The organism is Sphingomonas phyllosphaerae (assembly GCA_036946405.1).
GTDB classification, from domain to species: domain Bacteria; phylum Pseudomonadota; class Alphaproteobacteria; order Sphingomonadales; family Sphingomonadaceae; genus Sphingomonas; species Sphingomonas phyllosphaerae_D.
Genome location: JAQIJC010000001.1, coordinates 3340999 through 3355174, shown reverse-complemented (window position 1 = coordinate 3355174; position 14176 = coordinate 3340999). Strand labels below are relative to the sequence as shown.

Below are 14176 nucleotides of genomic sequence, written 5' to 3'. Positions count from 1 at the left end.
TACGCGGCGCGAGACAGACATGGGCCCCTGCCTGCGCAGGGGCGACGGGGGGCTGACATGTGCTCTCTCCACGTCGCCCCGGACTTGATCCGGGGTCCCGCTTCTTCTTTTCGGCGGCGGGGCAAAAAGAAGCGGGATACCGGATCAAGTCCGGGATGACGTAACCCTATCAGGCGAACCTTTTCTTCAGCAGTGCCCATGTCGCGCGCAGGCCGTAGGCCTCGCCGCCTTTCGGTCGGCCGGGACGCGGCGACGGGCGCCACGCGAAGGTGTCGAAGTGCGCCCACGGCACGCTCGCGGGCACGAAGCGGCGGAGGAACAATGCCGCGGTGATCGAACCCGCGAAGCCGCCGTCGGGGGCGTTGACCATGTCGGCGACGTCCGACTTGAGCATGTCGTCATAGCCGTCCCAAAGCGGCAGCCGCCACAGCGGATCGTGGACCGCCGTCCCTGCCGCGAGCAGCTCCGTCGCCAGCGTTTCGTCCTGTACGAAGGTCGCGGGCAGGTCCGGCCCGAGCGCGACGCGCGCCGCGCCGGTCAGCGTCGCGAAGTCGATCAGCAGGTCGGGCGCGCCCTCGACCGCCCTGGTCAGCGCGTCGCCGAGGATCAGCCGGCCTTCGGCGTCGGTGTTGGTGTTCTCGACGGTCAGCCCCTTGCGCGTCGTCAGCACGTCGCCGGGGCGGAAGGCGTTGCCGGCGATGGCATTCTCCACCGCCGGAATTAGCAGGTGGAGCCGCACCTTCAGCCGCGCCTGCATCACCAGCGCAGCGAGCGCGAGCGCGTGCGCGGCGCCGCCCATGTCCTTCTTCATCAGCCGCATCCCCGATGACGGCTTGATGTCGAGCCCGCCCGAATCGAAACACACGCCCTTGCCGACCAACGCGACACGCGGGGCGGCGGGGTCGCCCCATTCGAGCTCGATGAGGCGCGGCGCACGGTCCTTGCTCGCCGCCTGACCGACCGCGTGGATCATCGGATAGCCGGTGGCGAGCGCGTCGCCGCGCGTGACGGTGACGGTCGCGCCATGCTGCGCGGCGAGCGCATCGGCCTCCGCCTCCAGCTCGGCCGGGCCGAGATCGCTGGCGCCGGTGTCGACCAGATCGCGGACGCGCGCGGTGGCGGCGGCGAGGCGGACGGTTTCGTCGATCGCGGCGACGTCGCTGGTGAGCAGGACGCGCGGTGCGGCGGGCTCGACCTTGCGATAGCGGGTGAAGCGATGCTGCGCGAGCAGCCAGCCGAGCCCCGCCGCACCGGTCGCGCCGCCGTCCGCGAGCCGGTACGTGCCCTCGGGCAGCGTGTCGGCGAGCGAGGCGATCCGCCACGGCGAGTCGAGCGGCTCGTCGCAGACCAGCAGCATCGCCCAGTCGTCCGCCGCCTCGCCCGGCAGGATCGCGCGATTGCCGGCGCGCCCGGTGACCTTGTTGGCGGCGACCGCGGTGCGGACGCGGACCGGCTGCGCGGCCAGCCAGTCGGCGAAACGATCGGGGTGGACGACGTGAATGTCGCGGGCGGGCTGGCCGCGATCGGGCTGAAGCAAGGCGCTAAAGTCGGTCATCGCGGGACCAAAGCAGGACTTGGCGCGGGGTGCAACGCGCGCGGTTCCCTTGCGCGACGCGCCATCCTACATCGCGCGCATGACGACACATTCGACTCGCATGTTGATCCTGGGCTCGGGCCCGGCCGGGCTGTCCGCCGCGATCTATGGCGCGCGCGCCGGGATGGCGCCGATCGTGGTGCAGGGCATCCAGCCCGGCGGCCAGCTGACCACCACCACCGACGTGGAGAATTATCCCGGCTTCAAGGAGGTGATCCAGGGGCCGTGGCTGATGGAGCAGATGCAGCGCCAAGCCGAGCATGTCGGCACGCGGCTGATGTGGGACACGATCGTCGCGGTCGACCTGACGTCGCGCCCGTTTCGGCTGATCGGCGATGGCGGCGACGTCTACGAAGGCGAGGTGCTGGTGATCGCGACCGGCGCGCAGGCCAAGTGGCTGGGGCTCGACAGTGAGGACGCGATGAAGGGCAAGGGCGTCAGCGCGTGCGCGACGTGCGACGGCTTCTTCTACCGCGGCAAGAAGGTGGCGGTGATCGGCGGCGGCAATACCGCGGTCGAGGAGGCGCTGTACCTGACCAACCACAGCGACGACGTGACGCTGATCCATCGCCGCGACACGCTGCGCGCCGAGCGGATCCTGCAGGAGCGGCTGTTCGCACATCCCAACGTCAAGGTGCTGTGGAACAAGGAAGTTCGCGAATTTGTCGACGGCGGCGGGACTGCCGGGCTGGTCGCGCTCGAACTGGAGGACACCGTCACCGGCGCGCCGTCGCGAATCGATGTCGAGGGCGGGTTCGTGGCGATCGGGCACCATCCGGCGACCGAGCTGTTCCGCGGGCATCTCGCGCTTGACGAGGACGGCTATATCGCGGTCGAGACAGGCTCGACGCGCACCAGCGTGCCGGGCGTGTTCGCGTGCGGCGACGTCATGGACAAGGTGTACCGCCAAGCGGTCACTGCGGCCGGGACCGGATGCATGGCGGCGCTGGATGCCGAGCGGTTCCTCGCGGCGGCGGAGTTCGAGGCGGTCAAGGAAGCGGCGGAGTGATCGACTCCTCGTCGCCCCGGACTTGATCCGAGGTCCCGCTTTTTTTGTCCGGTGGCGAGAGGAAGAAGCGGGGCCCCGGCTCAAGGCCGGGGCGACGAACAAACGTCATTCCCGCAAAGGCGGGAACCCAGACGCGCGGGTCTTCGCAAGGGTCGCGAGGTCAGAGGTTCTGGCTCCCCGCCTTCGCGGGGATGACGATCAATCTCAGACCAGCGCCTTGCCGGCCGCGAAGGTCACCAGCGCGCCAAACGTTTCCAGCATCTCGCCGTCGACCTCGTCGTCCTCGATGACGATGCCGAGCCGGTCCTCCAGCTCGGTGAGCACGCCCGCCACCGCCATCGAGTCGAGTTCGGGCAGCGCGCCGAACAGCGGCGTGTCGGCGTGGAAGGCGGCGACGCGTGCCGGGTCGAGCGCCAGCACGTCGACCAGCACCGCGCGCACGGTCGTCTCGATTTCGCTCGTGCCTTCGGGAATCACGCAACCTCCACCTTTGCCGCATTGATCCGGCGGCAAGCCGGCGTCGCGTTAGGCGCAAGGGGTGGATTCCGCAACGCCTGAGCCTAGAAGCCAAACACATGGTGTCCCCTGATGCTACGCCGCGCCCGATCGACCATGTGTTGCGTGGGGAAGCGCACGCGCCCGCGCTGATCGATCGCGAGGGGGTGGTCGCTTTTACCGACGCCGAAGACGCGGTGGCGCGGCTGGCGGGGTGGCTGGCGGGGCTGGGACTTGCGCCGGGCGCGCGGGTCGCGACGTGGCTGCCGAAGACGCGGGTGGCGTGCTGGATGCCTTTGGCGGCGGCACGCGCGGGGCTGGTGCATGTACCGGTCAATCCGGTGCTGCGGCGCGCGCAGGTCGCGCATATCCTCGCCGATAGCGGCGCGGCGCTGCTGCTGACGCAGGACACGCGGGCAGCGACGCTGGAGACGGATGATGTGCCTGACGGTTGCCGCGTCGTGACCGATGCCGGGGCGGGTGATCCGTTGCCGCCGTCGGCCGCCGATCCCGATGCTTTGGTCGCCTTGCTCTATACCTCGGGGTCGACCGGCCGGCCGAAGGGGGTGATGCTCAGCCATGCGAACCTGTGGCTGGGGGCGATCGGGGTCGCGCACTATTTGGAGATCGCGCCCGACGACCGGGTGCTCGCGGTGTTGCCGCTCGGGTTCGATTACGGGCAGAACCAGTTGCTATCGAGCTGGTCGGCGGGGGCGTGCGTCGCGCCGCTCGACTATCTGACGCCGCGCGACGTGGTGAAGGCGGTGGCGCGGGTCGGGGCGACGACGCTGGCGGGGGTGCCGCCGCTGTGGACGCAGCTGCTGGAGAGCGACTGGCCGGCGGAGGTGGCGGGGCAGTTGCGGCGGCTGACCAATTCGGGCGGCGCGCTGACGGCGACGATGGTGCGGGCGTTGCGCGCGCGGTTTCCGGCGGCGCAACTGTTCCCGATGTACGGGCTGACCGAAGCGTTTCGCTCGACCTTTCTCGACCCCGCGCTGGTCGATGCGCATCCCGATTCGATCGGGCGCGCGGTGCCGTTCGCCGAGGTGCTGGTGGTGCGGCGCGACGGGACGCTCGCGGCGGCGGGGGAGCCGGGCGAGCTGGTCCATGCCGGACCCTTGGTGGCGCAGGGCTATTGGCGCGATGCCGAGCGCACCGCGCTGCGCTTTCGACCGGCGCCGGCGGGGTCGCATTACGGCGGGACGGCGGTCTGGTCGGGCGACACGGTGGTGGCGGATCGCGACGGGTTGCTGCGGTTCGTCGGACGTGATGACGAGATGATCAAGAGCGCCGGACACCGCATCAGCCCGCAGGAGATCGAGGAAGCGGCGACGGCCGGACCGGAGACTGCCGAGGCGGTGGCGGTCGGGGTGCCCGACGCACGGCTGGGGCAAGCCATTGTGCTGGTCGCGCGGGGCGATGGGGCATCTGAGGTGGCGTTGCGGGGTCGGTTGAAGCGCGAGTTGCCCGCCTACATGCAGCCGGCGCGGATCGACTGGCACGCGGCGCTGCCGCGCAACGCCAATGGCAAGCTGGATCGCGCGGCGATCGCCGCTGCGGTGATGGAGCGGCGCGCATGAAGCCGATGGGGCCGCTGCCGCCCGCGTTCGCCGCGCAGCGCGGCGCGCTGATGATCGGCGGGCATGATGCGACAGCGTTGGTCGCCGCGCACGGTGCGCCGCTGTTCGTTTATGACGCCGGGCTGGTCGCCGCGCAGGTGGCGCGGTTCCGCGCGGCGATGCCGGCGGAAATCGACCTGCATTATGCGATCAAGGCCAATCCGTTGCCGGCCTTGCTGGAGCGAATGGCACCGCTGGTCAACGGGCTTGACGTCGCCTCGGCGGGCGAGCTTGCGCGCGCGCTGGCCGTGAAACCGGGTGCCGCGATCAGCTTCGCCGGGCCGGGCAAGCGCGACGACGAACTGGCGGCGGCGATCACGGCAGGCGCGACGATCAACCTCGAATCCGCTGGCGAGGCGCGACGTGCCTTGGCAGCGGGTGAGCGACTGGGGATCGTGCCGCGGTTGGCGGTGCGGGTAAACCCCGATCTGGAATTGCGCGGGTCGGGGATGAAGATGGGTGGGCGCGCCTCGCCGTTCGGGATCGACGCGGAACACGCCGCCTCGGTGGCGCGCGCGGTGATCGCGGCGGGCGCGGACTGGCGCGGCTTCCATATCTTCGCGGGGTCGCAGGCGCTGGACGCCGCGGCGGTGATCGAGACGCAGGCGGCGACGCTGTCGCTTGCGGCGCGGCTGGCGGAGGAAGCGGGGGCGGTGCCGCCGCTGGTCAATCTCGGCGGCGGGTTCGGGGTGCCATATTTCGCGGGGGACGTCGCGCTGGATGTCGCCGCGGTCGGGGCGGCGCTGGGCGAGGCGGTGGCGGCGCGTGGCGAGGTGCTGCGCGACAGCCAATTCGCGATCGAACTCGGGCGCTGGCTGGTCGCGGAGGCGGGCGTGTACCTGACGCGCGTCGTCGACGTGAAGCAGAGCCGGGGCGAGACGTTCGTGGTGGTCGATGGCGGGCTCCACCACCAGCTGGCCGCAAGCGGCAATTTTGGGACGGTGGTGCGGCGCAATTATCCGCTCGCGGTGGCGGGGCGGATGGGCGCGGCGGCGGAGGGCGAGGCGTCGGTGGTCGGTTGCCTGTGCACGCCGCTCGACCGGCTGGGCGATCGCGTAGCGCTGCCGCCGGTCGACGTGGGGCAGGTGATCGCGATCTTTCTGGCCGGGGCTTATGGCGCGACGGCGAGCCCGGCGGCGTTCCTCGGCCACCCCGCACCCGTGGAGATCGTGGTGTGAGCCGATCAGCGTCCAGCCAGAGCGTGATCCACCGCGCTAGTTCGTCATTGCGCGCTTAGCGAAGCCGTAACGGATCAAGTTGACGTCTTGCCGTTCTAGCGGAACAGCAGCGCCAGTGCGCCGATCAGGGTGGCGCCGCCGATCGGCGCGACGAGCAGCAGCACGACGTTGAAGCCGAGGATCGCCGCCAGTACCTTCTCCTGACCCGCGGTCAGCCGCGGGCAGGGGCGCGGGGGTTGCCACGGCGGGGGCGGTGGCTGATCGCGGAAGTCGACGAACATGCGCGTCTTTCGGAAACGGACGACCGCGGCATTGTAGCAGGAATGATCGCGTGTCGCTTGCTGTTTCGCTATGCCGCCTGCGGGATCGGATCGCGGCGGCGGTGGCGGATGTGGTCGTCGATCGCGGCGACGATCTGCTCGACCAGTTCGGGCGGCAGCGTGTGACCCATCCCCTCGATCTCGAGCAAGCGCGCGCCGTGGATCGCCTGTGCGGTGGCACGACCGCCCGCGACCGGGACGAGCGGATCGTCGCTGCCGTGGATCACCAGCGTCGGCGCGGTGATGCGGCGCAGGCGATCGGTACGGTCGCCGTCGGCGATGATTGCGGCCATCTGGCGCAGGAAGCCGGTCGGGCAGCGGTTGCGCAGTGTTTCGGCGCGGATTCGTTCCGCCATGATCGCATCCTCGATCGGGAAGCGTCCGCCGACCGCGCGAGCGGCCATCGTGCCGTGCGCGACGATCGCCTCGATATCGTCGCTCTTCGGATGGCGCAGCAGCAGCGCGGTGGCGCGCATCGTCGGACGCGAGCAATGCGGATGGCCGGTGGTCGACATGATCGAGGTGAGCGTGCGGACCCGCTCAGGCCAGCGCGCCGCGATCAGTTGCGCGATCATCCCGCCCATCGACGCGCCGACGACGTGCGCGCGGTCGATGCCGAGCGCGTCGAGCAGGCCGATGCCGTCCTGCGCCATGTCGGTGAGCGTGTAGGGGACTGCGGGCACGCGGCCGAACTGCATCTGCATCGCGGTCCAGACGATGTGCGGCGCGCCGCACTCGTCGAACTTGGTGGAGAGGCCGACGTCGCGATTGTCGAAACGGATGACACGATATCCACGCTCGACCAGTGCATCGACCATCGACTGCGGCCAGCGAACCAGTTGGGCACCGAGGCCCATCACCATCAAGATCGGTTGTCCGTCGCGCGGACCTTCGTCCTCATATTCGATCTGGATGCCGTTCGCCGTGATCGTTGCCATCGCCTGCTCCGTTGCGCCTCCCGAATGTGACTCCGTGAAAGTGATACAGTGTCCTTGTGCCCTGTGTCACATTAATGCAACGTTTCGGGTTCTGGTTCCGATCGTTTCTTTCCCGTACTTTGCTGGGTGTCCCATGGTAGAACGCCTCCATCTCGAGCAGTTTCTCCCGTATCTGCTCTCGGTCACCTCCAATCGCGTCAGCGGGCGGATCGCAGGCGCCTATGAGGCGCTGTTCGGCCTGAGTGTGCCCGAGTGGCGGCTGGTGACGCTGATCGCCGAATATGCGCCCGTCACGCAGGCGCAGCTCGGCGAGCGCAGCCGGATGGACAAGGTGACGGTCAGCCGCGCCGCGATCGCGCTGACCGAGCGCGGATTGCTGACGCGTACCCCGAACGCCACCGACCGGCGCTCGCACCATCTCCGCTTGAGCCCGGAGGGCGAAGCGCTGTACGCGCAGGTCGCGCCGCAGGCCGTCGCGCTGGAGCGCCGGATCTTCGGGCGCTTCGACGCGGAAGAACTGGCGCAATTCACGGACATGCTGCGGCGGATCGACGCCGCGGCCGAGGAGGAAGACTGAATGGCGCAGCTGCCGTTGATCGCGGGCGTGGAACTGGGCGGCACGAAGTGCATCGCGGTGCTCTCCAGCGGACCCGACGCGATCCTGGAGGAAGTGCGCGTTCCGACCACCCGGCCCGAGGAAACGCTGCCCGCGCTGGAGGCGGCGATGGACAAATGGCGCGGCGTCGCGGCGATCGGCATCGCCAGCTTCGGACCGGTCTCGATCGACCCGCAATCGCCCGATTACGGCAAGATCACCTCGACTCCCAAGCCGCATTGGGCGGGGACCGATATCGCGCGGCGGCTGGCGGCGCGCTATGACGTGCCGGTCGGCTTCCACAGCGACGTGGTCGGTGCGGCGATGGCCGAGGCGCGCTGGGGCGCAGGGCAGGGGCTGGGCGACCTCGCCTATGTCACGGTCGGCACCGGCGTCGGCGCGGGGATGATCGCGCATGGCCGTCCCGTCGACGGGCTGACGCACAGCGAATTCGGCCATGTCCGCCCGCCGCGGCTGCCCGGCGACGACTGGGCGGGATCGTGCCCCTATCACGGCGCATGCGTCGAGGGGCTGGCCGCCGGTCCGGCGATCGCGGCGCGGACCGGGATCAAGGGCGAAGACCTGCCGCACGACCATCCGGCGTGGGAGACGGTGGTCGGCGCGCTGTCGTCGCTGTTCGCGACGCTGACGCTGACCGGCGTGCCGCGCCGGATCGTGCTGGGCGGCGGCGTGATGGTCGGCAATCCGTGGCTGCTGCCGCGACTGCGCGCGGCGACCGCGGCGAGCCTGAACGGCTATGTCGCGCTGCCGGCGGTGGCGGATATGGACACGTTCGTCGTGCCGGCGGCGCTGGGCGGAAACGCCGGGCCGCTCGGCGCGGTGGTGCTCGGCGCACAGGCGCTGGAGGACCGGACCGGGATCAAGGTGCTGGTTTCCTGACCATCGTCACCCCCGAACTCGATCCGGGGTCCCGCTTTCTGCGCACCGTAGGAGAAGAAGCGGGGCCCCGGCTCAAGGCCGGGGCGACGGGTTAGTTAGCTCAGCGCGTACGCCTCTGCCGCCGCGACCTGTGCGTCGGTTGGGCGGACGCCGGTGTAGAGCACGAATTGCTCCAGTGCCTGGAGCGTCGCGATCTGCGCGCCGGTGACGACCGTCTTGCCCGCCGCGGTCGCCGTGCGGAGCAACGGGGTTTCGACCGGCTTGGCGACCGCATCGATGACGATCTGCGCCGCGGCGATCTGGTCGGGCGTGAAGGCGAGCGCATCCTGATCCGCGCCGGTCATGCCGAGCGGGGTGACGTTGACGAGCAGCGGCGCGTCGCCGGTCGCCTGCGCCTGCCAGCGGCAGCCGAGCCGCTCGGCGAGCGCGCGGCCCGCACCCTCGTTGCGCGCGACGATCGTGCCGTCGGGGAAGCCGGCGTCGACCAAAGCGGTTGCGACCGCCTTGCCCATCCCGCCGCTGCCGCGCAGCAGGAACGGTACGCGCGGCAGGTCCGCGATCAGGTCGCGCACGGCGCTGTAATCGGTGTTGTAGCCGAGCAATTCGCCGTCGGTGTTGACGATCGTGTTGACGCTGTCGATCGCCGCAGCACTGTCGCGCAGGCTATCGAGCATCGGGATGACCGCTTCCTTGAACGGCATCGACACCGCGCAGCCGCGGATGCCGAGCGCGCGGATGCCGGTGATCGCGCCCGCGAGATCCTCGGTGGTGAACGCCTTGTAGACGTAATCCAGCCCGAGCGCGTCGTAGAGATGGTTGTGGAAGCGCGAGCCGAACGTGCCGGGGCGCGCGGCGAGCGACATGCACAGGCGGGTGGCGGGGCCGATCGGCGGCTTCATCGGCAATTCCTTGTAGATCAAAGGGGAAGGGCGGGCTGCACGAATTCCTCGTCGCGCAGGATGCCCGACAGCGTCAAGCCGAGCAGCCGGATGCCGCCCGGGGTCGGCAGCAGCGGGGCAAGCAACCCGCGCCCAAGATCGAGCAGCTGGTCCTGCGTCGCGATGATGCCGGTGACTGACCGCGCGCGGGTGAGCGTCGTGAAATCGGCGCGGCGCAGCTTCAGCGTCGCGGTGCGCCCGCGCACGTCGGCACGCTCGACGCGCGTCCAGGCGGCGGCGGCGACCGTCTCCAGCGCCGCGTCGATCTCGATCGGGTCGGTGAGGTTGGTGTCGAAGGTGCGTTCGGCGCCCACCGACTTGGTCTGGCGCTCGGCGCGGACCGGGCGGTCGTCGACGCCGCGCGCCGCGCCGTGCAGATAATCGGCGTGGCTGCCGAAATGCGCGCGCAGGAACTCGATCGGGCGGTCGCGCAGATCGGCGCCAGTGTGGATGCCGAGCCGCGCCATCTTCTCGGCGGTGACCGGGCCGATGCCGTGGAAGCGCTTGACCGGGAGCGCGGCGACGAACGCCGCGCCTTTGGCGGGTGGGATCACGCACAGGCCATCGGGCTTGTTCTGGTCCGAGGCAAGCTTGGCGATGAATTTGTTGTAGCTGACGCCCGCCGAGGCGGTGAGCCCGGTGTCGGCCTTGATCCGCGCGCGGATCTCGGCGGCGATCGCGCTGGCCGAGCCGAGCGCGCGGCGGTCCTCGCTGACGTCAAGATAGGCTTCGTCGAGCGACAGGGGTTCGATCGCATCGGCGTAATCGGCGAAGATCGCGTGGATCTGGCGGCTGACCGCGCGATAGACGTCGAAGCGCGGCGGCACGAACACCAGCTCTGGGCAGCGCCGCGCCGCGACCACCGACGGCATCGCCGAGCGTACCCCGAACACGCGCGCTTCGTAGCTGGCCGCCGCGACCACGCCGCGCGCGCGATTGCCGCCGACCGCGACCGGCCGTCCGCGCAACGCGGGGGCATCGCGCTGTTCGACCGACGCATAGAAGGCGTCCATGTCGATATGGATGATCTTCCGGCGGGCAGCGACTCGATCGGCCATGCAGTTCAACGACGTAACGGCTCCGTGGCAGATAATGGCATCGGCGCTGCCATCGACGGCGAGGTTACCCGACGATCGGCATCCATGCCAGTCCGATGAAGAACAAACATGGAATATCGCCACGCGGCTGGCTTCGATAGCGCAAGGCATGGGGGTGGAGCCGCTGATACGCGTTCGACGACATGGCTTGCGCCATTGTGGCTAAACTCGCGGGCAATTTGCGCTACATGCAACGCGATGCGCACCCTCTCTCCCGCAACCCTGCTGTCCGCCCTCGCCCTCGCCACCAGCATGGCGGGCCATCCGGTGTTCGCCGCCGATTATGCCACGCGCGACGTCGGCGCGTGGATCGTCGCCGCGAGCAGCGACCAGAAGGGGTGCTTCATCACGCGCACCTATCCGGCGCCACGGGGCACCACGCTCCAGTTCGGTCTCGATATGGACGGCAGCAACCGGCTGACGTTGCTCAACCCCAATTGGTCGATCCGCGCACGCGAGCAACTGCGCCTCGACTTCCAGCTCTCCCATTCCGCCTTTCCGCGGCACCTCGCGATCGGCATCGCGCCGCAGGGCAAGCGCGGCTTCGTTACCGACTTTGGCGCGACCTTCCCGCGCAGCTTCGCCACCTCGGCCTTTCTCAAGGTGCGGCGCGGCGACGTGCCGGTCGAGGAGCTGACACTGGACGGGAGCGGTGCCGCCGTCGCCGAGTTGCGTCGCTGTGTCGATCGGCAGCGCACGCCCGTGGCAGGCAAAGCGGCGCGAGAGGGCGGGGCCCGCATTCCGCTCGACCCGTTCGCCGGCGACGTGCGACGCGATTCGGGCAAGTGAAAACCAAAGTCGTTCTGGTTCAGCAATGGTTAATGGTGAAGTATTTCCCGCGTTTCGGAAAGAGCTAGGCCAGCTTACCACGAACATTTGGGTGAACCATACCTCGTTTCGACGTGCGCATGGCTCATTTGGTCGCCTCGACTATTGCCGCTGCGTTACGTTCCGGGCTCCCTTCGCGGGCTAGAGATTATTTGGAAGATTGTGATGCTTACCTCCTTTGTCAAACTCTCCCCCGCGATTGCGATCCTGCTCATCGCGCCGACGCTGGGCGGCTGCGCCACCAAGAGATATGTGCGCGAGCAGATCGAGCCGGTCAGCGCGCGGGTCAGCACGCTGGAGACGCAATTGCAGGCCACCGACGGCACCGCGAAGCAGGCGCTCGCCGAGGCGCAGGCCGCGTCGGGGCAGGTCCAGCAGCACGGGCAGCGCCTCGATCAACTGAACGGTCGCGTCGACGGTGTCGAGCAGCGGCTCCAGCAGCAGGAGCAGCGCGGCAAGCGTCCGCGCCACTAAGTAGGCTGCGCAAGCGCGGCCGTTAGCCGGCGGGACGGCGGCACCTCGAAGGCGCCGCGCGCGACGGTTGACAAGATCCGGCGGCCGTCCGCAATGGACGGCCGCTTTCGTTTCGTGGCGTTAGACAATGATTTCACCGATATTTGCCGGCCTCGCGCTGGTCATCGCCGCCGCGCCGTCCGGCGCGAAGACGAAGCCGCATCGGCCAGCCGCGACGCCGGTCGCGGCAGCGACGGTCGAGCCGACGCCGTCGCCGTCCGCCGACGCGCTGCGCGTCGCCGACTGGATCGCATCGTCGAGGGACAATCACGCGCTGCCCTATGCGGTGATCGACAAGCACGCCGCCGCGCTGTTTCTGTTCGACGGCAGCGGGAAGATGGTGTCGCAGGTGCCGGTGCTGATCGGGATCGCACCAGGCGACGATGCGACGCCGGGCGTCGGGAGCAAGAAGCTCGGCGAGATCGGCCCGGCCGAAAAGACCACGCCGGCCGGACGCTTCCTCGCCAAATTCGGTTATGCCGCGGGGCGCCAGCGCGTGCTGTGGGTCGATTACACCAACAGCGTCGCAATCCATCCGATCCCCGGCGATGCCGCCCGTTCCGAGAACCGCCGCGCGCGAATGCTGTCGCCTGAACCCGGCGACAATCGCATTACCTTCGGCTGCATCAACGTCCCGCGCAGCTTCTACGCCACAGATTTGCGCCCGTTGTTCCAGAGGAAGGGCGGTTATGTGTACGTCCTGCCCGATACCAAGGCGCTGGAGGAGGTCTTCCCCCGGCTGCGCGTCCATGCGCTGATGGCGGGGCAGGGCGTCTAGGGTCGCGACCCGCACGGTCGCGAGACGCTTCTAGCGCATCGCCCGTACTGCCGGCGTGTCGAGGCAGGCGAGCATCGTGGCAGGCGTCGCCGTCGGCTGTGAAGGCGGGGTGGTGGCGAGCGGGATCTCGACCGTTCGCCCGATCGCCGCGGCGTCGAAGCCAATCCTGCCGAGGCAGCGCATCGCCGCCGACAGCATCCGTGGCGGTGTATCGCGCGCCTCGTAGGAGAGGCGGAACGTGCCCCAGTGAATCGCAATCGCCCGCGCGGCGCGTAGCCGCTCGAACACCAGCGCGGCATGCGCAGGGCCGACATGCGCGCCCGATGCCATCTGGCCGGGAACGAAGCGGAACGCCCCGATGGGCAGCAACGCGAGCCGGATCGGGCCGAGCGCGGTGGCTTCGGCGGCCCATCGTCCATCGCCGAAGCCGGTGTCGCCCGCGAAGAACAGGTTGCCGCCGGTGGGGAACTGCACGACGAAGCTGGACCAGAGCGCGCGGTTGCGATCGGCGAACCAGCGGCTGCCCCAATGATGATTGCGCGTGACGGCGACGCGGATGCCGGGGCGCACCTCCACCGTGCCGCGCCAGTCGAGCGCGGTGGCGCGCGCGCCGGTCTGCGCGATGACGCTGTCGTTGCCGAGGCTGGTGACGATCGTCGGCCGGTCGCGCTGCCACAGCCGCTTGAGCGTCGCCTTTTCGAGATGGTCGTAATGGTTGTGGCTGACCAGCACGAGGTCGATGCGTGGCAGGTCTGCGAAGCGGATGCCCGGCGCGGCGACACGGCGCGGCCCGAGGCTGAGCGGGCCGGCGCGCTCGCCCCACACCGGATCGGTGAGGATGTTGAGCCCTTGCGTCTGAATCAGCACGGTGGCGTGGCCGACCCATGTCACGAGCATCCGCGTCCCGTCGACGCGCGCCGGCGGGCGGGCGGGGGTGACCGCGACCTTCTCGGGCCACGCGGGGCGGTCGTCGTTTTCGGTCAGTTGCCGCCACAGGAACCCGCCGCGGCTGCCGCCGGCGGGCGGGGCCATGGTGTCGTCGCCATCGGGGTTGAAGAAGCGCGCGCCGTCGAAGTGATCGCTCGCCGGGCCTTCGTAATAGCCTCGGTCGAGGAAGCGTGGGACGATCGTGATCGCGAGGCCGATCGCGATGACGAGCAGCAGCAGCGCGGCGAGGACGGTCCTGACGATCTTGCTGACGACCGGCACGCGCCGTTCCTTCCGCGGGAGGTGAAGTGGCGGAATGATCGCGGAGGCGGTTCGATCCCGATGCGGACCGGCGTTCGTCATTGCGAGCGTAGCGAAGCAATCCAGAGCGTCCTGGTCCGGCTCTGGATTGCTTCGCTACGCTCGCAACGACGTAGAGCGCGCGCC

At 69.6% G+C, this 14176-nt stretch carries 15 protein-coding genes; 8 read left to right on the top strand and 7 right to left on the bottom strand.

Translation table 11 applies throughout. The features are described 5' to 3' along the window. Positions 1-169 precede the first annotated feature (169 nt). Complete coding sequence (locus PGN12_15645; protein MEH3105319.1) at positions 170-1555, bottom strand: leucyl aminopeptidase family protein; 1386 nt, start codon at positions 1553-1555, stop codon at positions 170-172. A 79-nt stretch (positions 1556-1634) separates the two neighbouring features. Here PGN12_15645 and trxB point away from each other — a divergent pair, with 79 nt between their 5' ends. Then, positions 1635-2603 carry a thioredoxin-disulfide reductase gene (gene trxB / locus PGN12_15640; protein ID MEH3105318.1) on the top strand — a complete coding sequence of 323 codons (969 nt, stop codon included), beginning with the start codon at positions 1635-1637 and terminating at the stop codon, positions 2601-2603. 204 nt (positions 2604-2807) lie between these two features. Here trxB and PGN12_15635 read toward each other — a convergent pair whose 3' ends face one another. Beyond that, entirely contained in the window at positions 2808-3080 is a 273-nt protein-coding gene (locus PGN12_15635) for an acyl carrier protein (protein ID MEH3105317.1), read from the bottom strand. Positions 3081-3178: 98 nt separating this feature from the next. Between PGN12_15635 and PGN12_15630 the strand changes: the two genes are divergently transcribed. Then, positions 3179-4678, top strand: a complete 1500-nt coding sequence (locus PGN12_15630) for an AMP-binding protein (GenBank protein ID MEH3105316.1) — start codon at positions 3179-3181, stop codon at positions 4676-4678. Further along, a complete protein-coding gene (locus tag PGN12_15625; GenBank protein MEH3105315.1) occupies positions 4675-5895 on the top strand; it encodes a pyridoxal-dependent decarboxylase, exosortase A system-associated in 1221 nt (406 codons plus the stop codon). The genes PGN12_15630 and PGN12_15625 overlap by 4 nt, the downstream gene beginning before the upstream one ends. Before the next feature lie 95 nt (positions 5896-5990). Here PGN12_15625 and PGN12_15620 read toward each other — a convergent pair whose 3' ends face one another. Next, on the bottom strand, positions 5991-6176 hold the full coding sequence (locus PGN12_15620; GenBank protein MEH3105314.1) for a hypothetical protein: 186 nt from the start codon (positions 6174-6176) through the stop codon (positions 5991-5993). Positions 6177-6244: 68 nt separating this feature from the next. Next, positions 6245-7153: an alpha/beta hydrolase gene (locus tag PGN12_15615; protein MEH3105313.1), complete on the bottom strand. Its 909-nt coding sequence runs from the start codon at positions 7151-7153 to the stop codon at positions 6245-6247. Between the two features lie 133 nt (positions 7154-7286). Between PGN12_15615 and PGN12_15610 the strand changes: the two genes are divergently transcribed. Together PGN12_15610 and PGN12_15605 are read left to right on the top strand one after the other, a co-directional pair. After that, complete coding sequence (locus PGN12_15610; protein ID MEH3105312.1) at positions 7287-7730, top strand: MarR family transcriptional regulator; 444 nt, start codon at positions 7287-7289, stop codon at positions 7728-7730. Further along, positions 7731-8648 (top strand): ROK family protein, encoded by a 918-nt coding sequence (locus PGN12_15605; protein ID MEH3105311.1) that lies wholly within the window; start codon positions 7731-7733, stop codon positions 8646-8648. It abuts the gene before it with no gap. A gap of 95 nt (positions 8649-8743) precedes the next feature. Here the strand turns inward: PGN12_15605 and PGN12_15600 are convergent, their stop codons facing one another. Both PGN12_15600 and dinB read right to left on the bottom strand, forming a co-directional pair. Continuing rightward, entirely contained in the window at positions 8744-9553 is an 810-nt protein-coding gene (locus tag PGN12_15600; GenBank protein MEH3105310.1) for a shikimate 5-dehydrogenase, read from the bottom strand. Between the two features lie 11 nt (positions 9554-9564). Next, positions 9565-10644, bottom strand: coding sequence for a DNA polymerase IV (dinB, locus tag PGN12_15595; protein ID MEH3105309.1), 1080 nt, complete (start codon positions 10642-10644; stop codon positions 9565-9567). 237 nt (positions 10645-10881) lie between these two features. Between dinB and PGN12_15590 the strand changes: the two genes are divergently transcribed. The 3 genes from PGN12_15590 to PGN12_15580 all read left to right on the top strand — a co-directional run bounded on the left by PGN12_15590 (position 10882) and on the right by PGN12_15580 (position 12802). Beyond that, on the top strand, positions 10882-11472 hold the full coding sequence (locus tag PGN12_15590; GenBank protein ID MEH3105308.1) for a hypothetical protein: 591 nt from the start codon (positions 10882-10884) through the stop codon (positions 11470-11472). Positions 11473-11676: 204 nt separating this feature from the next. Next, the gene (locus PGN12_15585; protein MEH3105307.1) at positions 11677-11985 is read left to right on the top strand and encodes a hypothetical protein; all 309 of its coding nucleotides are present in this window, start codon (positions 11677-11679) and stop codon (positions 11983-11985) included. A gap of 127 nt (positions 11986-12112) precedes the next feature. Continuing rightward, positions 12113-12802 (top strand): hypothetical protein, encoded by a 690-nt coding sequence (locus PGN12_15580; protein MEH3105306.1) that lies wholly within the window; start codon positions 12113-12115, stop codon positions 12800-12802. Positions 12803-12832: 30 nt separating this feature from the next. Here PGN12_15580 and PGN12_15575 read toward each other — a convergent pair whose 3' ends face one another. Beyond that, positions 12833-14011, bottom strand: coding sequence for an MBL fold metallo-hydrolase (locus PGN12_15575; protein ID MEH3105305.1), 1179 nt, complete (start codon positions 14009-14011; stop codon positions 12833-12835). Positions 14012-14176: the final 165 nt, after the last annotated feature.